27 protein-coding genes are annotated in these 26,573 nt (G+C 32.1%); 12 read left to right on the top strand and 15 right to left on the bottom strand.

Annotation, left to right across the window (positions count from 1 at the left end):
* Positions 1–8 precede the first annotated feature (8 nt).
* The 3 genes from IPO86_10710 to IPO86_10720 form a co-directional block, all read right to left on the bottom strand.
* Positions 9–692 carry a response regulator transcription factor gene (locus tag IPO86_10710; protein MBK9728579.1) on the bottom strand — a complete coding sequence of 228 codons (684 nt, stop codon included), beginning with the start codon at positions 690–692 and terminating at the stop codon, positions 9–11.
* 73 nt (positions 693–765) lie between these two features.
* The gene (locus tag IPO86_10715; protein MBK9728580.1) at positions 766–1,092 is read right to left on the bottom strand and encodes a DUF4296 domain-containing protein; all 327 of its coding nucleotides are present in this window, start codon (positions 1,090–1,092) and stop codon (positions 766–768) included.
* Positions 1,092–1,604 carry a histidine phosphatase family protein gene (locus IPO86_10720; protein MBK9728581.1) on the bottom strand — a complete coding sequence of 171 codons (513 nt, stop codon included), beginning with the start codon at positions 1,602–1,604 and terminating at the stop codon, positions 1,092–1,094. Before IPO86_10720 ends, IPO86_10715 begins: the two co-directional genes overlap by 1 nt.
* Before the next feature lie 54 nt (positions 1,605–1,658).
* On the opposite strand from IPO86_10720, the gene IPO86_10725 reads away from it, so the two are divergent.
* Genes IPO86_10725 through IPO86_10740 form a run of 4 tightly spaced genes read left to right on the top strand, consistent with a single transcriptional unit; the run spans position 1,659 to position 5,659 of the window.
* A complete protein-coding gene (locus IPO86_10725; protein MBK9728582.1) occupies positions 1,659–3,311 on the top strand; it encodes a hypothetical protein in 1,653 nt (550 codons plus the stop codon).
* A gap of 2 nt (positions 3,312–3,313) precedes the next feature.
* Positions 3,314–4,603, top strand: coding sequence for a hypothetical protein (locus tag IPO86_10730; GenBank protein MBK9728583.1), 1,290 nt, complete (start codon positions 3,314–3,316; stop codon positions 4,601–4,603).
* Positions 4,604–4,605: 2 nt separating this feature from the next.
* Positions 4,606–5,070: a 23S rRNA (pseudouridine(1915)-N(3))-methyltransferase RlmH gene (locus tag IPO86_10735; protein ID MBK9728584.1), complete on the top strand. Its 465-nt coding sequence runs from the start codon at positions 4,606–4,608 to the stop codon at positions 5,068–5,070.
* On the top strand, positions 5,063–5,659 hold the full coding sequence (locus IPO86_10740; protein ID MBK9728585.1) for a rhomboid family intramembrane serine protease: 597 nt from the start codon (positions 5,063–5,065) through the stop codon (positions 5,657–5,659). Before IPO86_10735 ends, IPO86_10740 begins: the two co-directional genes overlap by 8 nt.
* A gap of 19 nt (positions 5,660–5,678) precedes the next feature.
* Here the strand turns inward: IPO86_10740 and pruA are convergent, their stop codons facing one another.
* The 3 genes from pruA to IPO86_10755 are packed head-to-tail and all read right to left on the bottom strand — an operon-like array spanning position 5,679 to position 8,376.
* Positions 5,679–7,310, bottom strand: coding sequence for an L-glutamate gamma-semialdehyde dehydrogenase (gene pruA / locus IPO86_10745; protein ID MBK9728586.1), 1,632 nt, complete (start codon positions 7,308–7,310; stop codon positions 5,679–5,681).
* A gap of 32 nt (positions 7,311–7,342) precedes the next feature.
* The gene (coaD, locus tag IPO86_10750) at positions 7,343–7,807 is read right to left on the bottom strand and encodes a pantetheine-phosphate adenylyltransferase (protein MBK9728587.1); all 465 of its coding nucleotides are present in this window, start codon (positions 7,805–7,807) and stop codon (positions 7,343–7,345) included.
* 53 nt (positions 7,808–7,860) lie between these two features.
* Positions 7,861–8,376, bottom strand: coding sequence for a hypothetical protein (locus IPO86_10755; protein ID MBK9728588.1), 516 nt, complete (start codon positions 8,374–8,376; stop codon positions 7,861–7,863).
* A gap of 90 nt (positions 8,377–8,466) precedes the next feature.
* Here IPO86_10755 and lpdA point away from each other — a divergent pair, with 90 nt between their 5' ends.
* Positions 8,467–9,864 (top strand): dihydrolipoyl dehydrogenase, encoded by a 1,398-nt coding sequence (gene lpdA / locus IPO86_10760; protein MBK9728589.1) that lies wholly within the window; start codon positions 8,467–8,469, stop codon positions 9,862–9,864.
* On the opposite strand, the gene IPO86_10765 is transcribed toward lpdA, so the two are convergent.
* From IPO86_10765 to IPO86_10775, 3 genes are read right to left on the bottom strand one after another with little or no spacing between them, the layout of a single operon-like run.
* Positions 9,865–10,335, bottom strand: coding sequence for a DUF962 domain-containing protein (locus tag IPO86_10765; protein ID MBK9728590.1), 471 nt, complete (start codon positions 10,333–10,335; stop codon positions 9,865–9,867).
* Positions 10,336–10,347: 12 nt separating this feature from the next.
* Positions 10,348–10,788: a GNAT family N-acetyltransferase gene (locus tag IPO86_10770; protein ID MBK9728591.1), complete on the bottom strand. Its 441-nt coding sequence runs from the start codon at positions 10,786–10,788 to the stop codon at positions 10,348–10,350.
* Positions 10,789–10,791: 3 nt separating this feature from the next.
* A complete protein-coding gene (locus IPO86_10775; GenBank protein ID MBK9728592.1) occupies positions 10,792–11,658 on the bottom strand; it encodes a hydroxymethylglutaryl-CoA lyase in 867 nt (288 codons plus the stop codon).
* A gap of 58 nt (positions 11,659–11,716) precedes the next feature.
* Here IPO86_10775 and IPO86_10780 point away from each other — a divergent pair, with 58 nt between their 5' ends.
* On the top strand, positions 11,717–11,926 hold the full coding sequence (locus IPO86_10780; GenBank protein MBK9728593.1) for a hypothetical protein: 210 nt from the start codon (positions 11,717–11,719) through the stop codon (positions 11,924–11,926).
* 74 nt (positions 11,927–12,000) lie between these two features.
* Positions 12,001–12,972 (top strand): hypothetical protein, encoded by a 972-nt coding sequence (locus tag IPO86_10785; GenBank protein MBK9728594.1) that lies wholly within the window; start codon positions 12,001–12,003, stop codon positions 12,970–12,972.
* Here IPO86_10785 and IPO86_10790 read toward each other — a convergent pair whose 3' ends face one another.
* Positions 12,973–14,199, bottom strand: coding sequence for a DUF1343 domain-containing protein (locus IPO86_10790; protein MBK9728595.1), 1,227 nt, complete (start codon positions 14,197–14,199; stop codon positions 12,973–12,975). It abuts the gene before it with no gap.
* Between IPO86_10790 and IPO86_10795 the strand changes: the two genes are divergently transcribed.
* Positions 14,168–15,583, top strand: a complete 1,416-nt coding sequence (locus IPO86_10795) for a GIY-YIG nuclease family protein (protein ID MBK9728596.1) — start codon at positions 14,168–14,170, stop codon at positions 15,581–15,583. The genes IPO86_10790 and IPO86_10795 overlap by 32 nt on opposite strands.
* Here IPO86_10795 and pyrF read toward each other — a convergent pair.
* Positions 15,549–16,379: an orotidine-5'-phosphate decarboxylase gene (pyrF, locus tag IPO86_10800; protein ID MBK9728597.1), complete on the bottom strand. Its 831-nt coding sequence runs from the start codon at positions 16,377–16,379 to the stop codon at positions 15,549–15,551. The two genes, IPO86_10795 and pyrF, sit on opposite strands and share 35 nt — an antisense overlap.
* A gap of 9 nt (positions 16,380–16,388) precedes the next feature.
* Entirely contained in the window at positions 16,389–17,390 is a 1,002-nt protein-coding gene (locus IPO86_10805) for an Mrp/NBP35 family ATP-binding protein (protein MBK9728598.1), read from the bottom strand.
* Positions 17,391–17,548: 158 nt separating this feature from the next.
* Here IPO86_10805 and ribF point away from each other — a divergent pair, with 158 nt between their 5' ends.
* From ribF to IPO86_10825, 4 genes are all read left to right on the top strand, one after another.
* On the top strand, positions 17,549–19,558 hold the full coding sequence (gene ribF / locus IPO86_10810) for a riboflavin biosynthesis protein RibF (protein MBK9728599.1): 2,010 nt from the start codon (positions 17,549–17,551) through the stop codon (positions 19,556–19,558).
* Positions 19,559–19,560: 2 nt separating this feature from the next.
* The gene (locus IPO86_10815) at positions 19,561–20,280 is read left to right on the top strand and encodes an RNA pseudouridine synthase (protein MBK9728600.1); all 720 of its coding nucleotides are present in this window, start codon (positions 19,561–19,563) and stop codon (positions 20,278–20,280) included.
* Between the two features lie 92 nt (positions 20,281–20,372).
* Positions 20,373–21,023 carry a response regulator transcription factor gene (locus IPO86_10820; GenBank protein ID MBK9728601.1) on the top strand — a complete coding sequence of 217 codons (651 nt, stop codon included), beginning with the start codon at positions 20,373–20,375 and terminating at the stop codon, positions 21,021–21,023.
* An 11-nt stretch (positions 21,024–21,034) separates the two neighbouring features.
* A complete protein-coding gene (locus IPO86_10825) occupies positions 21,035–22,771 on the top strand; it encodes an ATP-binding protein (GenBank protein MBK9728602.1) in 1,737 nt (578 codons plus the stop codon).
* A gap of 439 nt (positions 22,772–23,210) precedes the next feature.
* On the opposite strand, the gene IPO86_10830 is transcribed toward IPO86_10825, so the two are convergent.
* Genes IPO86_10830 through fabD form a run of 3 tightly spaced genes read right to left on the bottom strand, consistent with a single transcriptional unit; the run spans position 23,211 to position 26,569 of the window.
* Positions 23,211–25,097, bottom strand: coding sequence for an ABC-F family ATP-binding cassette domain-containing protein (locus tag IPO86_10830; GenBank protein ID MBK9728603.1), 1,887 nt, complete (start codon positions 25,095–25,097; stop codon positions 23,211–23,213).
* Positions 25,098–25,107: 10 nt separating this feature from the next.
* Entirely contained in the window at positions 25,108–25,668 is a 561-nt protein-coding gene (locus tag IPO86_10835; protein MBK9728604.1) for a YqgE/AlgH family protein, read from the bottom strand.
* A gap of 13 nt (positions 25,669–25,681) precedes the next feature.
* Positions 25,682–26,569, bottom strand: a complete 888-nt coding sequence (fabD, locus tag IPO86_10840; protein MBK9728605.1) for an ACP S-malonyltransferase — start codon at positions 26,567–26,569, stop codon at positions 25,682–25,684.
* Positions 26,570–26,573: the final 4 nt, after the last annotated feature.

Below are 26,573 nucleotides of genomic sequence, written 5' to 3' on the forward strand. Positions count from 1 at the left end.
TAAAATATTTAAATATCGAATTTATAACCAACGCCTTTTATAGTTTTAATGTATGAATTCTCTAATTTTTCCCTTAATTTACGAATGTGTACATCTATCGTGCGATCTCCAACAATTATATCTTTTCCCCAAATTTTGTCGAGAATTTCTTCCCTTTTAAACACTTTACCAGGATAAGAAGCTAATAAATAAAGTAAAAGAAATTCTTTTTTCGCAAATTCTACAATTGTTCCTTTATAAATAACTTCCATTTTTAAAGGATTAATTTGAATTCCATCAAAAATCAATATTTGATCTTGCTCTCCAGTATCAAGCGGTTTCAATTTTCGTCTAATCACTGCTCGAATCCTACTCAGCAAGACGTTCATATTTACAGGTTTTGCAATAAAATCATCTGCACCTTGATCTAAAGATTTTATTTGTGTTTCTTCATCTGCTCTAGCAGTTAAGAAAATAATAGATAAATTATCATATTGGGTATGCTTTCTCAATTCTTGACAACAAGTAAGGCCATCCATAATTGGCATCATTATATCTAGAAGAATTAAATCAGCAGCATACGTTTTTAATGCTTCCAAAGCTTCCTCCCCATTTAATGCTGTTTTAACATCAAATCCAGCTTTCAATAAGTTATAGGACAAAAATTCAAGTATGTCTTCTTCATCATCAACCACTAATAATTTATACTTCATATATGGATATATTAAATCTGCAAAATTAAATTTATAAGTCCTGTTATTGAACGAAAACCATATTATCTAATTATTAATTATGTTTTGATGCCTCGTTTACACTGCTTTTCACACCTTCTTCCAATTTTTTTAAAGCATCTTCATTTGCATTATAATACTGTTGAGCCTCTGTATAACGCGTTTCGTCTACTCCATGTTTTTGAAGTATGTTCTTAAACTCCACTGCAATAATACTATCCTTTAAATGGCTATTCAGATCCGTAAATTGAGCTTCTAAAAAATAGCATTCGGTCATAATCTGAATCATTGTTCGCTCTTCTATAGGAGGAGTACCTATTGTCTTAGAATGTTTACAACTATAAGCCAGTAAAACTAAAATAAATAAAATTGTGGGTCGCATCAAATTTTTGTTAATGAAAGTTTAGGGAAATAATAATCTTGTATACTTAAATCATGATAACTTAAGTAATTCCATGAATTTTGAAGATTAATGCAATGAAAAATAGAACATGTTGGGACTAAACCATGATATGCATTAACAAACTTTGCTACTAAGGATTCAATTGTTGGGTTATGGCCAAACACAAAAACCAATTCGATATCATCGGAAAGCTCTGTAAGGCATTCTAGGTAATTAGATTCGTCTCCTGAGTATAAACCTTCATGCACTCTAATGTTATCCACAGATTGCTTAAATTCTATGGCAAAGTATTTTGCAGTTTGAATTGCACGCATTGCCGGACTGCTTAATATCATAGGATGGCTATCTGGATAACGTAAATGAATAAGTTCTGCCATTCTTGGGGCAGTTTTGTTTCCTCTTTCATTTAGAGGACGTTCCAAATCCGAAATACCAAAATGATCCCATGATGATTTTGCATGCCGGATATACAATACGCTCTTTTTATTCATTTGCTTAAAATTATGGCAAATTTAATATCTTTGCTGGTTTAGTAGCAAGAAAACGTGAAATCTGTTAAACCAAATTTGATTTTTGATTTATTGGAATATGAAATATCCAATATTGATCTGGAATACTTTAAAACAAGTATAGATCAAGGCTGTGTCAAAAAAGTAAATCAATTAAGTTCATCCAAATGGCTCTATCTCATTCGCTATGACTCAAGTCTTCTGGAAATTGAAGTTATATACAATAAAAATAGCATTAAATTATTTCAATGTGCCTGTGGTGCAAAATCACCTTCTAAAATTTGTAAGCATGCACTCCTCGCAGCATATTGGCATCATTTAAAAATTCATACTAATGAATCTAGAAATCATCGCGAAACGCTTCTTAATAAAGAATTACTACAGAGCCTTACTAAAGAAGATTTAGAGTATTTTCTCGTTTTTTTAACTAAGAATAATCTATTGAATAGAGAATGGGTTCATTTTTTTATTTCAGCTCGAAATCCCACAAAGTATCCATACACTAAATACCAAGACCTATTAAACAGATTTAGTCTGTTTCTAAATAGTTTTACAAGAAATCCTGCCTCTCAAACAAAGTATAAGCTTCAATTATTAGATGAAGTATATCAATTAGCTTTTTATCATTATAATCAATCTAATACCGAAGAAGCCATTCATGCAATACTTTCAGGTATTACATTTCTTCATCAATGGAATACAAGCGCTCCATTAAAAAATGCATCCAAGCTCTTTCACCTTAATGAAAAATTTCACTTAGCTATTTCCCAATTTATTTTGTTAATTATTGCACCTCATGCATTAAACAAATTAATAAATTTAATACTACAAATTGCAAGTTCGGATGAATATCAGGTGATCCATCAAAATTCTAATTTATATGAGATCATTCATAATCGTAAATCAAGCCAAGAGTTAGCAAAAGATCTCTTTTTAAATATTACATCAAAATTAAAATTGCCTATAAATATTGAGTTTAAACACAATCTATTAGATTATCTCTATTTTAAAAATAAAAGTAAACTTCTTACGTATTTAATCCAAACGGATAAAGCCATTAACTATAATCTTTCTTTAAACTGGATTGAATCCCGGAAACGCAAAATCTCTGAAGATTGGATATATCAATTATATCTAAAAGCTTACGAAGATACTTCTGGAGATTTAAAGAAACATTGTGCAAATTTAATTTCGGAACTACTCTTAAAAGGAAACATTTTATTTGATACTATACTTTATTATAAATTTTACATCGAGACTGGGGACTCAAAATATTTAGAGCTCTATTTTTCAAATTTCGACTTAAATAGTACTGAAATTCAGGAATCTATTACAACGTATAATAAAGCTTTTGGAAAGCAGAAGTTATCATTCTATCAAACTTTGGATATAGCTTACTTTTCCAGGCAATATCAGGAATTAGTTTTATTATTAAAGGAAGCACCTGATTTAGACTGTATTACAAAATATGACATTTCGCTACCGGATGAATATCAATTGGAAGTAGTGCAAATTTATTTGAATCAAATCAAGACATTTCTGGAAGGGCACGCAGGATATAAGGCGAATCTAAAAATTGAAGAATTAATAAAACACGTTAAACAATATTATAAAAATATTTATTATCAAACTTTTGTTAAAGAGATTAAAATTCAATTTCCTGAGCGAAAATTAATTGCGATAAAATAATTATGAGAAACTATTGTTTTATTTTTATTATTTTGTTTACTGCTTGTAATCAATCAGTAATAAATTCCAAAATTCCTGATTGGGTCAAATATTTATCTATTTATGAAGTAATGCCACAGCAGTATTCCGAGTCAAAAAATTTAAATGGTATAACAGATGACTTAAAAAGGATCCATACTATGTTTTTTACTGCTCTTTGTTTACTTCCGATTCAGGAAAGAGATGAAGCAAATAATGCATTTAACCCAAGCAGTCCATTTGCCATTAAAAGTTTTGATGGAATAGATTTAAAATTAGGGATTGCTAAAGATTTGACAAGATTGATAGACTCTGCACATGCACTTAAGATGAAGGTACTAATGGAATGGAATTTTAATTTTACAGGTCCACACCATACTTGGAGAGAACAGCATCCTGAATATTATATTTCTGATCAAAAAATGATTGACAATCACTACAATCCGAATTATGTTAAATTGAATTTAGAAAATACAGATTTGCAAAAAAAGTTAATTAAATCTATTTCAAATTTTTTGCGGGAATTTCAATTTGATGGAGTTGTTCTCTTTGATCAGGACAAAACTCCGGCAAACTTTAATGAATCACTTTTAAAATCCATTTCGAATATTAGACCTTTAGTATTAATTAATCATTCTAATACAATTCTAAATGGCTATACATTTCACATGAACTCTTCATTTTATGCAAAACTCCATCAAGCTTATGATAGTACACTGTTGGTTGATGCATTCAATTTATTTGTAGATTCCTGTTCAAAAATACCAAACATTAACTTTGTGCATGATTATTTATTAAATGAAAAATTTGGATCAGAGGTGAATGTATTTTATAATGCTTATAAGTATTTTCATACGCTGGCTTTTTTTCTACCAGGAATCCACTGGGTATTGAATGGTACAGAGGATCCACAGTTTGATAGACTTAGTATATTTTCAAATAAACCGTTTTCAAGGCAGTTTAAATATAATAATGATTTCTTTAGAAGCATGAATTATCAAAAACAAAAGAATCCGGCTTTATGGAATTTAGATCCAGAAAACTTACCAAAAAGAATTTCTACATCCAATGATGTTTTAGCCCTAGAACGAAAATCTGGATCATCTTGTATAGTTGGTCTCTTTAATCTAACCAACAAAATTGTTCGTTTCCAAATAGTAAATGATTATTTTAATTACTATCAAATATTTAATAAAGTTCCTTTAAATTTTAGCAAAAATACAGAGCTTCAATTAGGACCATTTCAATCGCTACTTTTCTCAAATATCCCTTAATTATGGAACTTTGGTGGACTGGCAAAACAAATTCTAAGTACTTAAACGATGGAATTCTTGAGTATCAAAAGCGAATTTGCCAATTACATAAATTTGAAATCAGAGAGTTTAAAGAATCAAAAGGGATTCAAATGCCAAAACTCATTACAAAATATGAAGAGGAAGCTATCAGTTTAGTATTGGATAAATCAAAATTCAAAGTGGTATTATTAGATGAAGTTGGAATTTCTATGCGTTCCATTGAATTCTCCAAATGGCTTGAAGCTAAATTTTTAAATTCAACACATAAGTTTTGTTTTATAATTGGTGGACCGTATGGATTTTCTGATGAATTTAAATTAAAAGCCGATTCTTTGTTGTCTTTATCTAAAATGACCTTATCTCACCAATTAATTCGACTTGTTTTTTTAGAACAATTATACAGAGCCTTATCCATTAAAAATAATTTACCATACCATCATGAATGAACTACTGCCATTAATGACTTATTCATTGCTGATATCCATATCGCTGATATCGATTATTGGTTTCAATAATACTGCTTTATTTGATCAATGTAAGCACTATCCATATCTTGAAAACAAACAAAAGTCTTTTTATAGATGGTTTACCTGTGGCTTTTTACATGCCAACTGGTTACATTTATTTTTCAATGCATTTGTTTTGTGGCAATTTGGATCTGTCATTGAGAAAATATATAAAGAAATGTATGGAATGATGCTAGGCGGAATTCTATTTATTGTTATTTACGTTTTAATTTTAATATTATCCTGTATCCCAACTTATATAAAATTTAAAAATAATCCACAATATTCTAGTATCGGTGCTTCTGGTGCCATTTCTGGTATCTTATTTATTTACATTTTATACTTTCCGTTTAATTTGTTATATTTATTTGGAATGATTCCTGTACCAGCTATCGTATTTGGATTCTTGTATTTATATTATTCGTGGTGGGCATCCCGAAATACAAATGATCACATAGACCATGATGCGCATTATTATGGAGCTGTAATGGGCCTTTTATTTGGTGTAATAATTAAATATCTGCTATAAATAATTGTTTACATAATATTTAGCACTCTTCCATAAAAGGATAATCGTAAGCAACTGGGGGAACAAAATTTTCTTTAATTGTTCTTGGCGAAACCCACCTCAGTAAATTTAAATGTGAGCCTGCTTTATCGTTGGTGCCAGATGCCCTTGCACCGCCAAATGGCTGTTGACCGACTACTGCACCTGTTGGTTTGTCATTTACATAATAGTTTCCAGCAGCATTTCTTAGTATAAAACTAGTTTGCTCAATAATACTTCGATCGGTAGCAAAAAGTGCACCTGTTAATGCATATGGTGTTGATTGATCTACTAAATTTAAAATTTCTTTATAGTACTCTTCATCATACACGTAAATTGTTAAGACTGGGCCAAATATTTCTTCACACATTGATATATATGATGGATCATCTGTTAGAATGACCGTAGGCTCAATAAAGTAACCTATGGATTTATCAAAATTTCCACCTGCAATAATTTTAACATTAGAATTTAACTTCGCATCCGAAATATACTTTGTTATTTTATCAAAAGATTTTTCATCTATTACTGCATTAATAAAATTTGTAAAATCTTCAGGGTTTCCCATTTTCAACTTACTTAAGTTTTTCAGAAATGATTCCTGAATTGCAGGCCAAAGTGATTTTGGCAAATAGGCTCTGGAAGCCGCACTGCATTTTTGTCCCTGAAATTCAAAAGCACCACGCAATAAAGCAACTGAAACCTGGATAGGATCTGCAGATTCATGAGCAATTATAAAATCCTTTCCACCAGTCTCTCCTACTAATCTAGGGAAGGATTGGTACAAATCAAGATTTTGTGCAACTTTTTGCCATATGGATTTGAACACTTGTGTAGAACCTGTAAAGTGAATACCTGCAAAATAACGATGATTGAAAATTACCTCACCAGCTGTTGATCCATCAACAAAAACAAGATTTATAACGCCATTTGGCAAACCAGCTTCAATTAGAATTTCCATAATTAAAGACGCTGAGTAAATTTGAGTTTCAGCAGGTTTCCATACTACAACATTACCCATCAAAGCAGGAGCACAGGGTAAATTACCAGCAATTGAAGTAAAGTTGAATGGGGTAAGTGCGAAAATAAATCCTTCAAGCGGTCGATATTCCAATTTATTCCAAATAGTCGGAGAAGACTCTGGTTGTTGACTATAAATTTCAGTCATAAACCGAACATTAAAACGTAAAAAATCACAAAATTCACAAACTGCATCAATTTCTGATTGATAGATGTTCTTTGACTGTCCGAGCATCGTCATTCCATTTGTTCGAGCTCTATATTTACCAGAAATCAAATCCGCTGCTCGCATAAATATAGCTGCCCTTTCTTGCCAAGAAGTAGCCTCCCAGGATTCTTTTGCCTGTAAAGCAGCATCAATAGCTTTTGATACATGGGAGGCATTCCCTTTATAAAAGTACCCAAGTCGATGTGCGCGTTCATGCGGAGAAAATATATCTTTTGTAAGCTCAGATTTAATTTGTTCTCCATTAATTGTCATACAAATTTCCTTTACTTGAGATTTAAGATCTAGCAAAGTCTGCTTAAGTTCTAACTTCTCATTGGAACCTGCTTTATAATTTAATATTGGCTCATTCTTTACTTCAGGGATTTTTACAATTGAGTTTAACATGTTATGGTGATTATTGTTTGTCAAAATAAAAATTATAGGGTTGCTTTAACAAGCGCTGGAACAAATGCCTGGACATCTGCTTTACCTAAAATGAGTTCTCGTACAATGGTAGAACTAATATGTGATAATTCAGGACGAGAGATAAAGAAAACGGTTTCAAGATTCTCTACCAATGTGTGATTGATTTGAGAAATGGTTTTTTCATAATCAAAATCGGATGCATTTCGGATACCACGTATCAGATAATTTGCATTAATCGATTTACAATATGTCGCAGTAAGTCCATGGTAACTGGTAACTTTTAACTTTTCTTCATTTTGAAATATTTCCTGAATCCAATCTTTTCTTTGCTTCAATGAAAATAAACTTTTCTTCTGTGAATTTTCACCTATAGCTATATAGATTAAATCAAATAGTGGCATGGCTCTTAATACAATGTCCATATGCCCTTTGGTAATAGGATCAAAAGATCCTGGAAAGACAGCTATTTTTGGCAATGTTTGAATTTTTTACAAAGATAACGAGACTCATTTCTTTTCCTTGACTAATTTTAATCTAATAATTTAAAACTTTCAAAAAATTCATTGGATTCAGCGATTAATCGTTCTTTATAATTTGAATAAAAAAATAAACTAATTAATTGATTTCCCTTCCAAATCAAACAAGCCTTTAATGATTTCTCTTCATATTTTATTAAGAACCAACAACATTCAATTCCTTTTAGTTGTCCAAATTCTTTATATATAAGTTGGCCTTTCAAATAATTTTGCATTGCATCAATCAAGGTATTGTTTACTGTATTTCGCTCTTCCAATAATGAAGTTGAATTCATAAATTGTGCAGGATACAATGAACTTATGATTTGATAGGTTTTTGAAGTGTTAAAAGTATCAATCGAAACATAAGATGTTTGTAATATGGTGCCCAGTTCCGTTTGAATTTCTTTGGACTCTATTCTTGGTAAAGCCGGTATGGATATCTGAAAGAAATGATCGATAGATTTAAAAACAATCCAGGATTTATTAAAAAACAAAAGAATTCCAGTAAAAATTACAATTTTAGCCACTATTTTAAAACGACAAAGCGCAGAAAATAGTACAATACTATGCACTGATATCTATTTTTATCAATAATTTCGCACCCAAATTAGTGCTTTATGAAATTTGATATACTTGTAATTGGATCCGGACCAGGTGGTTATGTAGCAGCTATTCGAGCCGCTCAATTGGGAAAGAATGTGGCCATTGTAGAGCGGGAATCTTTAGGTGGCATTTGCTTAAATTGGGGTTGTATTCCTACAAAAGCCTTATTAAAAAGTGCTCAAGTCTTTCAATATATAAACCATGCGGCTGAATATGGTATTGAAGTCAAAGAAGCAAGGCCAGATTTTAATGCAATTGTAAAAAGAAGTAGGACTGTTGCAGATGGCATGAGCAAGGGCATACAATTCTTAATGAAAAAGAATAAAATCCAGGTTATAATGGGTCTAGCTAAGCTTTTGAAGGATAAATCAATTGAAATCACGGATGGTACAGGTAAAAAAGAAGTACATACAGCAGATCATATTATTATAGCAACTGGAGGTCGGGCAAAACAACTTCCAAATTTAGAAATAGATGGAAAAAATATTATTGATTATCGGAAAGCCATGGTGCTGGATACGATCCCTAAAAGAATGGTCGTAGTAGGTGCAGGTGCAATTGGTGTCGAATTTGCTTATTTTTATAATACCATGGGTTGCGAAGTTAGTATTGTAGAGTTTATGGAGCAAGGATTAGTGCCCCGAGAAGATCCAGATATCTCTAAAGAGTTAACAAAGTCATTTAAAAAACTTGGAATTCAAGTTTTTGCAAATACCAGTGTTGAAAAAGTTGATAAATCTAAATCAGGACTTTTAGTAAAATTAAAAGATCGAAAGGACGGAAAAGAATCGACTCTTGAATGTGATGTAGTATTATCAGCAGCAGGTGTTACTGCAAATATTGAAAATATTGGATTGGAAGATTTAGGAATATCAACTGAAAAAGGATTAATTAAAGTAGATGCTTTTTATCAAACAAATGTAGCTGGGATTTATGCAATTGGAGATGTAACACCAGGCCAAGCTTTAGCACATGTTGCAAGTGCTGAAGGGATCATTTGTGTAGAGGCCATCGCTGGCCACAAACCTGAGCCAATGGATTATAATAATATTCCAGGTTGTACTTATTGTAGTCCAGAAATTGCATCCGTGGGATATACTGAACTCGCTGCAAAAGCAGCAGGATATGATGTTTTGATTGGTAAATTTCCATTTTCAGCTTCTGGTAAGGCAAGTGCTGCTGGATCAAAAGAAGGATTTGTAAAACTCATTTTCGACAAAAAATATGGGGAACTTTTAGGTGCCCATATGATTGGCATGAATGTTACTGAAATGATTGCTGAAATTGTTGTCGCCAGAAAGCTTGAAACAACGGGTCATGAACTTATTAGATCAATTCACCCGCACCCTACTATGTCAGAGGCAATTATGGAAGCCGCCGCCGCAGCATACGGTGAAGTAATTCATTTATAATTAATAAGAAATGCCTAGTTTTTTATAGATAAAATGCAATAACCAAGCAGGTCCAATTAGTAAATACTGAATATCCTCTAAAAATGATGGTTTCTTGCCTTCTATTTTATGACCAATAAATTGGCCAATCCATGCAATTGTAAAAATAATTACTAATGTTATAACAGAATTACAATTATTCAAACTACAATATTCTATTAAATACCAGTTCATTTTTAGTAATAAAAAACCAATAATTATAAAACCCAAAAATATCGGCTTAGATAATCTAAAATAATAAATCAGAATAGCCAAAAGAACTAAGGACGCCCAATTAAAGTACCATGTTTTAATAAAAACAAAAGGAATATGCAGTATTAAACCAATGAGGCTAAACATTATCAATGGTACACAAATCCAATGAATTAGCTTGTTGACTTTGTTTTGATGACTTATGCCATAAGTTTCTAGTAAAATATATAATTTACCCATTGCATTTTATTTTTAAAGAACTTTACTCATTTTCCAATGTAAAATATTTACTTCGATAAATGAATCGTCAATCTTTTGATATCCACACTTTTCATAAAACGGAATTGCGGTGTCACGGGCATGTAAAATAATTTCTGAATAGCCATTCAAAATTGCCCACTGTTCTGCTTCAAAGACCAATATTTTACCAAAACCAATAAACTGATATTGCTTAGAGACTACTACCTGCCTCATTTTTAATTTTAAATCAGGCATTTCTTTGAAAGTAAGACAGGCAAATAAAATCATTTCGTCATCGAAAAGCCCAAAATGAAATTGATTACTTTCTTCTTCAAGTTGCTCTGAAGTAAACTCAAGATTTAATGGCTTTCTTAATTCCTGATCCCGAAGTTTAACACAAGAATCATACTCTGGACTCAAAAATTCAATAGGACTAAAAATCGGATCTTGCATGTTCTAATGATAATTTTCAAATATTAATTTTGAATTATTAATTGCAAGATAAAATTGATCTAGTTTTATAGATTCAACTTGTTTTCTTTCATGGAAAAACAGAATAAGATTTTCTGTAGGCATATTTCCAGTAAGTTCATCTTTCGCCATTGGACAGCCACCATAGCCATTAATTGCACCATCAAACCGAAGACAACCAGCATTAAAAGCTGCCTCCACTTTTTCCTGCCATGCTAGTGGAACGGTATGAAAATGAGCACCAAATTCTATAAAAGGATAGTTTGGGATTAAATTCGAAAATAGATACGAAATACTTTCCGGTACTGCAACACCAATTGTATCTGATAAAGCCATGATTTTAATACCTAAACTATGAAGTTTATTAACCCATGACATTACAATCTCAGCATTCCATTCATCTCCATAAGGATTTCCAAATGCCATGGATAAATAGATAACTAAATCTTTTCCATTCTTTAAACACAAATCATGAATCTCTTTAACGGTATCCATGGATTCGGGGATATTTGAATTTGTATTTCGTATTTGAAATGTTTCTGATACAGAAAAAGGATAACCTAGGAATTGTATATTTGAATAAGTACAAGCTTCCAGGGCCCCTCTTTTGTTTGCAACAATAGCTAGCAATTTGGTTTTTGAATTAGACAAATCTAATTCTTGAACAATTTGATGTGTATCGCGCATTTGAGGAATCGCTTTGGATGATACGAAGCTTCCAAAATCAATAGCATAAAAACCTGTATTTATCAATTGCTGAATATATCTTATCTTTAACTCCGTAGGAACAAATTGATGAATACCTTGCATAGCATCTCTAGGGCATTCTATAATTTTAACAAGATTTGTCATTCGTTAGGATGAATATCATTTATGTTTTATATAAATTCAATTAAAACTCAAATTTAATATGGAATTACGAATACGCTCCTTTCTATTAATACTTGGTTTTGTTTTGTTTGTAGTTGGTCTTCTTTCATTAATATTAAGTCTGGTAAGTATTCGCTTATCTTTTATGGTGCCAATTGATGATTTAGGATACCTTAAAGCAAGTATTATTAAACTTATTATGGTCGTTTCAGGTATCATTTTAGTCTATTTTATGAAATCAAATAGATAATTTTAGTATATTTTAAAGGGTCAAATATAATATTTTAGATTTTTTTTGCGTCCTTTACAGTAAAATACGCTTTCATGAGCCAATACTATTATTATGACGCCGATAAAGTTGAATCTGGTAACAAAAGGATAGGTTATTTGATAGCTGGAATCCTGCATGCATTATTGTTACTTATATTTTTATGGCGCATACTTGATTTTGCAAAAGTCCCAGAAGAACAAATAGGAGTTGAAATTCTTTTGCCAATCCAAATCCAGGTTGAAGAACCTGAAGTAGCCACTGGCGGTGGTTCAAGTGCTGGACCTGAGTCAGAAGCTCCAGAAGAGGGCGGTTCAAAAGGTAGTGAAGCCGCACCCGCATTAGAAGATGTGGTGAAACAACCTGATAAAATTGAAACCACTAAGCCGATGCCCGTGCCGGTTACCCAAGCTCCTAAACCAGTGATTGTAGCTCCTGATCCTCAAGTAGTTAAAGTGGATCCTCCTAAAGTTGAAGCACCACCCACAACCAAACCATCCACAGAAGTTGTAACGGCTCCAGTAGAAACTAAACCAAAACCATCGACAGGTGGTTCTCAAGGATCTGGAGGTCATGCAAATACTGGTGATAATGATTCACCAGGGACTGGAACCAGTGGAACTGGCTCAGGTTCCGGAAGTGGTTCAGGTGGAGCCAATACAGGAACTGGAGCTGGAGGAGGAGGAGGAACTGGTAATGGTACCGGAACTGGAACAGGCGATGGTGTAGGTGTTGATTTTGATGAGGTTGGAGTTTTAAAAAGAAAAGTAAGTTCAAGACCAGATATTAAGGATTTAGCCAGGGAAAATGCTCAGATCGTTGTTTTTAATATGTGCATAAATCGAGATGGAGCAGTAACATACATAAAGTACAATCAAAAACTTTCTAAAACTCGGGACATGAAATTTATAAGAGAAGCAACTGTAAAAATGCAACAATATAAATTTCAGGCAGATGCTAAAGCCCCAAAAAAGGAATGTGGTACATTCACTTTTAATGCTTCCGGGATGATTCAGCGATTAAAATAGCTAATCACTATAGATTAAGTATTTTTTCCGCATTGCTTTAAACCGAACAAGGTCTTTATTCCAACTATTCCGGATTTGTGTTTCGCTTTCATTCGAAAGTATTTGTTTTCTTAGTCTATTATCTCCAGCCAACTTATCAAAAAATAAGTTGGGTAAAAAGAAAGCAGTATCCATTTTCAATTCTTTAAAGGCACTTATCAAATAATTTAAGTTTATTTTTTTTTCTTGAAACAATGCATCAATGTTGCCACTGTTCAATTTAGTACCGAAGCAAATTTTGGACTCTAAAGGTGGATTTTGGGCTTCCATACGATCTTCAGGTATGAAACTAAACCCATTTGTGCCTTTTAATTTTGGATGCCCGAACACTTGAAATGGAAAATCAGTTCCTCTCCCAAGACTAACTACAGATCCTTCAAAAAAACATAAGGATGGATAGAGAAGAATTGAAAATTCATTTGGTAAATTTGGGGAGGGTTTAATTTTTAATTTAACTTTACTTCTATGTGTATAATGCTTGCAGGAAATTACTTTTAAATCTAATTTTTTACAATCTTTAATCCAGCACTCCCCTCTTATCATTTTAGCTAATTCGCCAATTGTCATACCATAAACTATTGGAATGGGATGCATTCCTACAAAACTTCGAAAATTAGTGTCTAATAAAGGCCCATCTATATAATGCCCATTAGGATTTGGACGGTCTAAAATTATAAGTGGAACATTATTTTGTGCACATGCTTCCATAACATAATGCAGGGTGCTAATGAACGTGTAAAAACGAACTCCAACATCTTGAATATCAAAGACTACGACATCCAAACCTTGTAAGTCGATAGGATTAGGTTTAAATTTTTTTCCATATAAAGAGACAATTTTAATTCCAGTCAAAGAATCTTTTCCGTCAATTACATGAGATCCAGCCTCCATATTTCCACGAAAACCATGCTCTGGTGCGAAAATGATTTTTAAATCAATTTTTAATTTCAATAAGGTATCTACTAAATGAATATCTTCAATCATAGAACTATGATTAACAACCAATCCTACCCTTTTATTCATTAAAATAGGTAAATATTGATTTAATTGATATGCACCAGGTTTAATATTCTTAGCTACAATTGATATAGATTCATTAAAACTGAATAATTTTGGTTGATCAAAATAACTTAAAAGAATTATTAAAGTAACTACTTTGAAGGATCCTCGTTTTGCAATAATAGACATAGAGACAACTGGTGGTATAGCTAAAAGGGACAAAATTACAGAAATTGCTATTATCATATATCAGAATGATGAAATCATAGATACATTTGAAAGTTTAATTAATCCTGAACGCAGTATTCCGTATGAAATTACACGAATAACAGGAATTACGAATGCTATGGTCGAAACTGCTCCAAAATTTTATGAAGTTGCAAAGGATATTATAAAAATTACAGAGGATTGCATTTTTGTTGCTCATAATGTATTTTTCGATTACAATTTTATTAAAGAAGAGTTTCAGCAATTAGGATTTGCCTATAGCAGAAAGAAATTGTGCACGGTTCAATTAAGTAGAAGATACTTTAGAGGATTAAAATCGTATAGTCTAGGATCGTTAATTGAACATTTTAAAATTGTGGTCAATAGCCGTCACCGAGCCATGGAAGATACAAAAGCTACTTTGGATGTTTTTAAAAGGGTTCTGAAAGTGAGTGGTAATTTAGAACAATCACAGACTCAATTAACAGTTTTACTAAAAGAAACAAAAATACCAGCAACACTAAATAAAGAGGAATTATACAATCTACCGGAATCTCCTGGCATCTATTATATGAGAAATGCAAATGGAGATCCAATTTATATTGGTAAAAGTAAGAATATTCGAGATCGCGTTTTTCAGCACCTTAATGAAACCACGAGTAAAACTAAAAGAATGATAGATGGAATTCATTCTATTGATTTTTTAATTTCTGGAAATGAATTAATGGCATCATTACTTGAAGTTCAGGAAATTAAAAAATTTCAACCAGAAATTAATAGGGCATTAAGAAAAAAATCACATGCCGCCTTATTAACGATTCAGTTTTGCGAAGATAAGTACACAACATTTACAGTTAAAGAAGCCGAATGGTTAGATTCAAATGATGAAATCATAAATCATTATGCGTCCAGGACTATCGCAAAAGAACATCTTGAGTATATAATTTCAATGTATCAATTATGTAAAAAAGCAAATGAAGATTTATTAGATGGAAAGCCTTGTAATTCTTTTCAAATGGGTCAATGTCTAGGGGCATGTGTACAAAAAGAGGATTTGGAGTCCTATAATAATCGCGTTTTAAGAGCCTATCAAGAAATTAATAAAATATTTCAAAACGATTTTTTAATAATTGGGGATGGTCGTTCTATGGATGAGCAATCTATTGCTGTTGTTGAAGATGGATTTTGCAAATATTTTGGATTTGTATCGAAAGAATTAAGCTATAATCAACCCAATGATTTAATAAATGAGCTTACTGCATATAAAGGTAATATTGAGACGAATCGTTTAATAGAAAGTTATTTGAATAAATCAAAATCGTATCGTAAAATTACATACCGGCAGAATACGTTTTTAGATATTTAAACATTTCTGATCGATATTCATTTGCAAGTTGTCGGACCGTAGTTTTATAATCCGTAAATGACTCAGGATAAATTACTTTTCTTGATAAATTAATGAGTAAACCACCAAATTTATTTTGTCCAAATTCCACAGTAGATTTCAAATCACCTCCTTGCTCACCAATTCCAGGAACTAAAAGGAAATGATCAGGACAAAGTGATCGGATTTTAATAAATTCTGAAGGATGCGTTGCCCCACATACAAACATAATATTTGAACTATATTTAGATTCTACAAAAGTCTCAATAACGTTTTCATATAATTTTTTGCCAGTATGCAGACTTTGAAGTTCAAAGTCTTTACTCCCTGGATTCGAGGTTAGCGCTAATATTATGGACCACTTCTCTTTATATTCTAAAAATGGCTCCAAAGAATCAACACCCATATAAGGATGTAATGTTATTGCATCTACAGCCAAAGTATCAAAATAATAAGATGCATATTGTTTTGAAGTATTCCCAATATCTGCACGCTTAGCATCCGCAATAATGAAACATGTACTTGGTATAATTTTAAATATTTTTTCTAATTGCAACCAACCTTTTGGTCCTTGTGCTTCAAAAAATGCAATATTGATTTTATAGGCTATTGCTAAATCATGAGTACATTCTATAATGTCCTTACAAAAATCAAAAAATGAGTTCTCCTGATCGAGATAAGATTTTGGAATTTTATGTCTATCTGGATCAAGTCCTACACATAACAATGATTTTTTTTTGTAAATCTGTTCAGATATAAATTCTTTGGACTTCATCATAATGGTGCCTTAATTTGCTGAAACTGCTTTTGTAGGAGAATAAATTAAATGCCGCAACTCCACTTTATTTTGAAGTTGTGTTATAATGTTCTCAAAAATTTCAGAATACTCTGGAGATATTGAGCTGCCCTGCCCGATGTCAAAAGCTTTGCGCATATTTACTCTTATAGGTAATTGACCCAACAAACAGGAATTTGTTTTATCAGCTAATCGCTTACCTGCACCTTCTCCGAAAATATAGTATTTCTTATTTGGTTGATCATCAGGTTCAAACCAGGACATATTTTCTATAACCCCTAAAATTGGAACTTTAATTTGATCCATTTCAAACATATTCGCCGCTTTAACAGCATCAATGTAGGCAACTTCTTGTGGCGTAGTTACCATAACCACTCCAGTTAACGGAATAGTTTGAACCAATGTAAGTTGTACATCTCCGGTACCAGGTGGCAAATCAATTATCAAATAATCCAATTCGGGCCATTCTGTATCATAAAAAAACTGCTTAATAATTGCCGCTAATCTCGGGCCCCGTAAAACAACTGCCTGATCTCCTTCAATGATATTCCCTAGAGAGACTACTGAAATACCACCAACACTTATAGGTATCATCTTGTGTTTTCCTCCAATCTCAACAACTTTAGGTTTCAAATCCTTTATTCCTAACATGGTTGGTATAGAAGGACCATACAAATCTGCATCCATCAATCCTACTTTAAAACCTGCTTGGTGCAATGAAACTGCCAAACAAACAGAAATCGTAGATTTTCCTACCCCCCCTTTACCGGAAGCTACTGCAATAAAATTACCGATTTGAGGAAGTGAAGTATTTGGTGTGTCTGAAATTGGGGCTTGATTAACAAAATGAGCATGAATTTGAATGTCATTTATACTTTCGGAAAGTCTCTGGTGAATATTGGAATACAATTCATCTTTATGTGCATATTGCGCTGATGGCAAGTAGATTTTGCAATGAAATTGATTTCCTTCCAATTTAATATCTCGGATCATACGCAACTGAATAATGTTCTTTCCTGAGATCGGCTCAATAATTAGCTGCAGTATATTAACAATTTGTTGTATTGATTCATTCATAATCTTGCAAAAATAAACCTAATTTAGTCGTTAGTAGCTTATTAAAAATTGATATTTTTGCGAATCCTTTCTATATGAGAATTATATATTATGGGCAAGACCCTTTACCAACTTTTATAAATCCAGTAATAACGGTTGGTACATTTGATGGACTACATACAGCTCATCTAAAAATTATTTCTAAACTAATTGAATCTGCTACATCAATACATGGGGAAAGTATATTAATTTCATTTCATCCTCATCCAAGATCCATCGTTGATGGAAAAGACCATAATATTCAACTGTTAACAACCCTTGAAGAACGTATTAAACTTTTAGAAGAAACTGACCTTGACTACTTTGTAATTGTACCCTTTGATTATAGCTTTTCAATGTTAATGCCTCAAGAATACATTGAACTATTTTTAATACGCAATTTTAAACCTAGTAAAATAATTGCGGGTTATGATCATCGATTTGGAAAAGATGGACGGGGAGATTGTGCATTATTAAAAGAATATGCAGACCAAGGGTATTTTCAATATGAAGAAATTGAAGCTCAAACTTCGAATATCTCTTTAATTAATTCTACGCAAATTAGAAACTCTCTTTTTGAATGCAAGATTGTAGAAGCAAATGAATTATTAGGATATCCATATATGTTTTCTGGCAATGTCGTTCCTGGAAATCAAATGGGACGTAAACTAGGCTTTCCTACAGCGAATATAGAAATTTTAAATAACTCAAAACTCATACCGCCAGATGGAATTTATGCTGCCTTATGTCTTGTAAGAGGATTGCATTATGAAGGAATGTTGTATATCGGTAAAAGCGAAACTACAAATACCCATTTTAAACGCACTATTGAAATTCATCTTTTTGATTTTGTTCAAGAGATATACGGTGAACAAATTACTGTTTATATATTGGAATATATTCGAAATGACAAAAAATATGAATCCATTGAAAAATTGAAACTACAGATACAAAAAGATGAAATTAAAATTAAAAATGCAATACTAAAATATAAAATCCATAACAGGCCTTTATCAAAAGCTACCACTGCCATTGCAATTTTAAATTATAATGGTGTTCGTTTTTTGCAAGAGTATCTACCTTCAATTGTTCAATTTTGTCCAAAAGGAATGCTCATTTATATAATTGATAACAACTCCACGGATTCAAGTTGTATTTTTGTTGAACAACATTTTCCTGAAATACAATTAGTTCGATTAAGAAGAAATTATGGTTTTGCTTCCGGCTATAATAAAGGACTTGCACAAATTAATGCAGACTATTTTGTTTTATTAAATTCTGATGTCTTAGTAAAGCAGGATTGGATTTCAGCAATCATTGAAAAAATGCAAACAAATCCAGCTATTTTAGTAATGCAACCAAAAATATTATCCTTGAAAGAACCCCATAAATTTGAGTATGCAGGTGCTGCAGGAGGCTATCTGGATGTTCTTGGGTATCCATTTTGTAAAGGTCGGATTATTGACTATATAGAAGAAGATTTAAACCAATATGATGAAGAAGATGAAATCTTTTGGGCAAGTGGTGCTGCAATGGTAATTAAAGCTGCAGCTTTTAAGGCAATGGGAGGATTTGATCCAGATTATTTTGCCCATCAAGAAGAGATAGATCTATGTTGGCGTTTAAAGCGAATTGGAGGCAGTATACGCTATTTCCCAAATTCCGTTGTTTATCATTTAGGGGGCGGCACTTTAGATTATGACAACCCAAGGAAAACGTATTTAAATTTTAGAAACAATTTGTTTACGATATTTAAAAATAGTTCATGGTTGCAATTATTAACCATTTTGCCAGTGCGACTTGTGCTTGATTTTTTAATTTCAATAAGTTATTTATTTAAAGGAAAATTTATTGTTTTTTTTAGAATTATTCAAGCTTACATTATTTCAATTATTAATACGATTTATTTAGTGCATAAAAAACGACATACGGATCAATTAATTATGGCCTTACAGTATAAGCCATTTAAGAAAAAAGGTATCTTAAAAGCATCCATTTTTTTACAATACTACTTTTCTGGAAATAAATTATTTTCATCTATTCCGAAGCAATATTTTAAGAAATAAGTATGGTTCAAAAATTAAATATTGTTTTTGAAGATTCTAATATTATTGCGCTTAATAAACCTTCTGGACTATTAAGTATTCCCGATCGATTTGATCCAGAAAAACCAAATGCATATACGATCCTAAAATCTTTATATCCTGAGGTTTGGATAGTGCATCGTATCGATAAAGAGACTAGTGGCCTTCTTCTATTTGCAAAAAACGAGGTAGCTCACCATGATTTAAATATTCTTTTTGAAAGTCATACCATTGATAAAAACTACATCTGCTTTACAGAATCCGCTCCGTTAGAGGAGGAAGGCATTATAGACGCTCCGATTGCACATTCTCCGGCGCATACTAGCAAGATGATGATTCATCCAAAAGGGAAGTCTAGCCAAACCAAGTTTAAATTACTGGAACGATACCATGGACATAGCTGCGTTTTGGCAAAGCCATTAAGTGGACGAACGCATCAAATTCGAATCCATTTTGCTTATATGGGTTGCCCACTTATCTGTGATCCTTTATATGGAATTAGAACCGAAATAAGTATTGCAGATATAAAGAAAAGACCTGGATTATCAAAAGACCAAGAAATCAGACCCTTATTACAGCGCACTGCTTTGCATTCCTGGAAGCTTAACTTTATATTAAATGCGGTTTCTTATGAATTAGAGGCTGAATTGCCAAAAGACTTGAAAGCCCTCCAAAACCAATTAAGAAAATGGACTAAGAACTAATTTTCTTAATTCTGATTAAATCTTTATATTTGCTGACCAGATTGGAATTCCATTTTCATTCATTCCTATTTTCCTAATCAATTAATAAGTATATGCTAAGAATTGCTATTGCTGACGACCACGCTATGTTCGTAGATGGAATAGAATCTATTTTAAGAGATGAAAAGACTATAAAAGTCGTTGATAAGTGCTTCGATGGTAAATCTGTATTTGGTATGCTTCAAAAGCAACCCATAGACGTTTTACTATTGGATATAAATTTACCCGATATGAGTGGTATTGAAGTTGCAAAAAAGTTGAATGTTGAATTTCCTGATGTAAAAATCATAGCAGTGTCTATGTATAATGAAGAAAGCATCGTTTCAGAAATGCTAAATAATGGGGCTCAAGGGTATATTTTAAAAAATACAGGAAGAGCCGAACTTGTCCAAGCCATTGAAAATGTAGCTGCCGGGCAAACCTATTTTAGTAAAGATGTTACTGAAACTATTATGGGAGCTCTGCTAAAAAAACCAAGTCAAAAAAAATCATCCTCCTTTAATATTCCAGAAATTTCAAAACGAGAACTGGAAGTGTTGGCTTTGATAGTGAAAGAATTTACAACTCCAGAAATTGCTGAAAAATTATTTATTAGTCAAAAAACAGTAGAATCCCATAGAAGTAGTTTAAGCTCAAAATTGAATGTTAGAAATTCAGCTGGTTTGGTAAGGGCAGCATTAGAATTAAAATTAGTTAAAAAATAATAATTAAAAAAATGAAATCCATTAGGATCTTTCTATTTTTTTTTATTGTGACACATACTGTCTTCAATGTGCAAGCATTTAGTTTGGATACTGTTCCTCCCCCATCGGATTCATTTGAAGTTTCACTATTAGATCCAATGAGTCTAGAAGTTGAAATAGAATCTCATATTTCAAAACACGATTACCAGTCTGCTATAAGTTCAATTTTGACAGCAATTGAATATTTTAAGCATGAAAATGATCTTACAAAAGTTTATTATTATCGCTTTGCATTATCAAGATTGTATTTATATATTGGTTTAATTCAAAAGTCTATCAATACGCTTGAATTTTGTCATGTTTATTTCAAACAAGAGGAACGTGATTTGGATGTTGTCAGAAGCCAACATGCATTGGCTTATGCTTATAAGAAACTAGGAAACACGGATATGGCATTTTATTATTTAGGCCAATGTGAAAATAATAAAGCCGATAATTTTAATGAATTTTGTAAAAATGAGCACATCTTAGTGGATGCATCTTTATTCCTTAGCAGAATAGCTTCTCCTTCAAAAATAAATAATGTTTTTAAATATGCGAAGTCCATTAGTAATATGGACCTTCAAATTAAGGCGCTGGAGGTATTAGGCGATTACTACTTTCACTTTTCAAATTACAAACAAGCTGAAAAAGTATTTAAAAAAGCATTAGAAATTTCTGAACCTTTAAATTACTTTGATTATTGCAAGCAGTTTTCATTTAGGCTTTATGAATGCAACCATAATGTTGGCGATTATAAACAGTCATCTGAATATTTATTAAAATTTGTTCATTATAATGATACTTTGAATCAAATTAAAAATTCAGAGTGGCTCCTTAAATTAATTGGTAAATATGATCAGAAAGAATTTCAAACAGAAAAAATTGATTTAGAAAAAAACAAACGCTTATTTGAATTAAAATCTAGAAGATCAAATTTTACATTATATAGTTTATTATTTAGTATTGGGGCAATTTTATTGGCTGGCTATTTTGTAATTTTATTTTACCAGCAAAAATTGGAAACCAATAACATCATTCATGATCAAAGTGCCCAAATCAATAGCCAAAAAATCAAAGAGCTTGAAAACAATATTCAACTTCAGTCTATGCAATCTATGATAGATGGTCAAGAATCTGAAAGAGAACGTATTGCACAAGATCTCCACGATAGTCTGGGAGGTTTGTTATCTACTATCAAACTGCGTTTTGATAAATTGGTCCATGAACAAAAAATTACAGAACGTGAAGATTTCAATAAGTTGTATTATCTAATAGATATTGCATGCGATGAAGTTCGAAGTATTTCTAACGACCTAAAACCAGGTTCCCTTGAAAAACTCGGTTTGATTGAAGCTATAAGAGATTTATTAAACCGATATAAACTGGACCACGGTCCTAATATCATATTTCAATACTTCGGATTTGAAAAACCAGGTACTATTGAATCAAATACTGCTTTAAATATTTATAGAGTGATTCAAGAATTAGTAAATAACTCAATTAAACATGCAAATTGCAAAGAAATCTTTGTTCAAATACGGAAGTCTGCTTATGAAATGACTATTTCTGTGGAAGATGATGGAAATGGTTTTGACCCCGAAACTGTAAAAAAAGGAATGGGTCTTGAAAACATAAGAAGCCGCATTAATTATTTAAAAGGTGAATTCAATATAGAATCGTCTGATAATCAAGGAACTCTATTTTTAGTTCAAATTCCAGTCCGATAAGCTTCAAAAATTTAATCAGGGTTTACCCTGACCTTAATCAGGGTAAACCCTGATTTTTAAAATTCAGGGTTTACCCTGATGTGCAGCATTTCAAATCATCTGATCTTTGTATCGAAGGAAACATTAAAACGTTAATGATTCTATAAGCTTGATTTGAATATTGAAAATGGAATCCAGAAAGAAAGACTATCGATCTTACAATTCTTAGGTTTGGTTATATTTTAAAACATGGGACTTACAGGGTTGGTTTAACGAAACCCTTTCTTCGCGCTTCGAGGTAATTCTTCACAGTTTGCTTTGATTTTATAAAAAATTGTGACGATAGTCTTTTCTGGATTGTATTAATTTACGCTATGTATTGTTAAATTATAAAGTTTTGATTTAGAATTTTCGGACTTGTACACCAAAGGCTTTTGAACGTTTGTTCCAAAGCCTTTTTTTATAATTTAGCTACAGCAATTTCCCATTCTTTAGTACATACTTCTAATCTGAGTTTATTTTCGTTGTATTTTTTTATTAAGGATTCATGCTCAGGCTTAAGAAAAAAATCAGAATTACTCATCATTTCCTCAGTTTTTAAAATATTTTCCTCCAATTTCAAAATTTCCTTCTCCAGATTTTGGCTTAAACGTTGTAATTTTTTACGTTCATTATAATCTAATTCAACAATAGCGTCGTGACTTTGCGATTTCTGAGTATTTTTCAAATCATAAATAGTAGCTGATTCCGTTTTCTCGAGATAATATTCAATATCACCTTCAAATATTTTTATACCATGATCTTCAAATAAGATAGTCTTATCGGCAAGTCCTTTTAAAAAATCCCGGTCATGTGATACCAATAAAATAGTACCACTATAATGTAATAAAGCTTCTTTCAAGCGTTCTTTAGAAGGTAAATCCAAATGATGCGTTGGCTCATCTAAAATTAATAAATTATGCTCATTTACAATTAAGTTCGCTAAACGAATGCGCGCTTTCTCACCACCAGATAATACGGATATTTTCTTTTCAACATCTTCACCAGAAAAACCGAGTCCTCCTAGTACTTTCCGCACCATACTTCGCATTTCAGCAATAGAAGCAGATTCAACAGCTTCTAATGCCGTTTGATTTTCCAAAAATACTTCTCCATGTTCTTGCGCATAATATCCTATTTTAATCTGATGTCCTAATTCTATGGTGCCTTCACTAGGTGCTAATTGACCACAGATCATTTTAACCAAGGTGCTTTTACCATTTCCGTTAGCTCCTATAAAACTTATCTTAGAACCTCGTTCTACAAAAAGATTCACATCTTTTAGCACTCTTTTATGACCAAAACTCTTACCGGCATGTTGTATTTCCAATACTTTATTTCCACCTTGGTGAGATGGTTTAAATCGAAGTTTAATAGTAGATTGTTCCTCTTCTGGTAAATCCTTTACATCCATTCTACCAAGTTCTGTTATTAGAGATTGTGCAAAGGATGCTTTACTTGCTTTATAACGAAATTTTTCAATTAAATTTTCCTTGTGTTGGATGATTCTTTGTTGAGCATTATATTCATTTAACTCAATGGCCTTTCGCTCCGCTCGATATATTTTGTAGGTGCTATAATTTCCTTTAAAATCATATATTTTGCCACGATCAATTTCAATAATTCGTTTTGCTATATTATCCAGAAACATTAAGTCATGCGATATCAATATCACAGTTCCTTCGTATTCTTTCAAATATTTTTCAAGCCATCTTAGGGAAACAATATCCAAGTGATTATTAGGCTCATCCAGTAATAAAGTATCTGGCTTCGAAATCAAGAGCTTAGCAAGCTCTACTCTCATTCTCCAACCACCACTAAATTCAGATAATCGTCTATTAAAGTCTTCTTCTTTAAATCCAAGTCCAATTAAAATTTTCTCAATCTTACCATCTAATTTATCTATTTCCAAAAACTCTAAACGGATTCTTATTTCTTCCATTTGATGAACTATATCTAAAATTTCATCATCACTTCCTTCACCAAGAATCAGTCGTTGTTCTAATTCATCATAATTTTCTTGCATTTTTTGAGCTTCTTCCAAAGATTTCCGAACCTCCTCAAAAACGGAGTTGCCTTGATCAGGTGGCAATTCTTGTTTTAATAAACCTAAAGTGTTTTGACCTTGAATATCAATGATACCCTGATCAGGTTTTAGTTCTTTTTGTATTAACTTAAATAAGGTAGATTTACCAGAACCATTTCGACCCGCAATTGCCAATTTCTCGCCATCTGAAATGGTAAATGAAATTTGATCGAATAAAACACGCTCGCCAAAAAATAAACTTACATTTTGAAATCTAATCACAATACCTTATTTAATTCAATAATTCATCTCCTCCAAGCTCTCCAATGGCACTGTAATGATATCCTTTTTGGTCAAGAATTTCTTTCCACAAAGATTCTGAATTTGATTTAAAAATAAAATTTGGGTCCATATCACCAATGATCCAAGAAGGATCCTTCATTTCTTCCTCCAATTGTCCAGTACTCCATCCACTATATCCAATATAAAATCGAATATTATGAGGTTGAATTAATTTACAATCAATTAATATTCTTAGTTTTTCATAATTGCCACTCCAAAAAACACCATCACTAATTTTAATTGAATCTTCTAATAATTCTCCGGTGTTATGAATAAAATACATTGATTCCATATCTACAGGACCACCATAATGAACATTCCCTTCAAAATCCCCAAAGTCTGTTGTGATTTCTGATAATTTTAAATTGGTTTTCCGATTTAGTATAAAACCAACAGTTCCTTCATTAATATGATGATCTGCCAATAAAACCACAGCTCTTTTAAAATGAGGATCTGTCATAAATGGCTCCGCTATTAATACTTTTCCAGTCTCAATCTTTAAAACATCCATCGCTCTAATTAATTTATAAACTGGAAACCGGTATTTCGCGGTTAATTCGCTTTAGAAAGCCACTTAAAACCGTTCCATTTCCACCTACTTCATAAAAGTTATGAAAGCCATCTAATATCATATGTTGAATGGTTTGAGTCCATTTTACGGGCGCTGTCAATTGTTTTATTAAATTTTCCTTTATAATCCGAGAATCTGTTTGACATTGAGCATCCACATTTTGATAAATAGGACACTTCGCTTCACTAAAATTAGTTTTTTCAATTGCCCTTTCTAATTCTTGTCGAGCTGGCTCCATTAAATTTGAATGAAAGGCACCACCTACAGATAATACAATAAACCGCTTTGCCCCAGCTTCTATCATTTTCGTTTCTGCCAATTCAATTCCTTTTAAACTTCCTGAAATTACTAACTGACCTGGACAATTGTAGTTCGCAGGGACAACCACTTCTTTGGTAATTTGCATGCAGATTTCTTCAATTTTAGTATCATCCAAACCCACAATTGCAGCCATTGTACCTGGATTTTGTTCACAGGCATGTTGCATCGCATGTGCTCTGATATTTACCAATTCTAAAGCGGATTCAAAAGACAATACGTTAGAAGCTACCAACGCTGAAAATTCTCCCAAAGAATGTCCTGCCACAGCACCAAATTGAATTGCCGAACCTAATACCTTCGCTTTAATCACAGAATGCAAAAAAACGGAAGGCTGTGTAATTTTAGTAGCTTTTAAATCTTCATCACTTCCTTCAAACATGATTTCAGTAATATTAAAGCCTAATATTGAATTTGCTTGATCAAACAAGCTCCGGGCTTGTGTATTTGTTTCATATAAGTCTTTCCCCATTCCTTTAAATTGACTAGCCTGTCCGGGAAATATAAATGCGGTTGTTTGCATAAAC

The sequence above is a fragment of the Saprospiraceae bacterium genome, assembly GCA_016717265.1.
Taxonomy (GTDB): domain Bacteria; phylum Bacteroidota; class Bacteroidia; order Chitinophagales; family Saprospiraceae; genus Vicinibacter.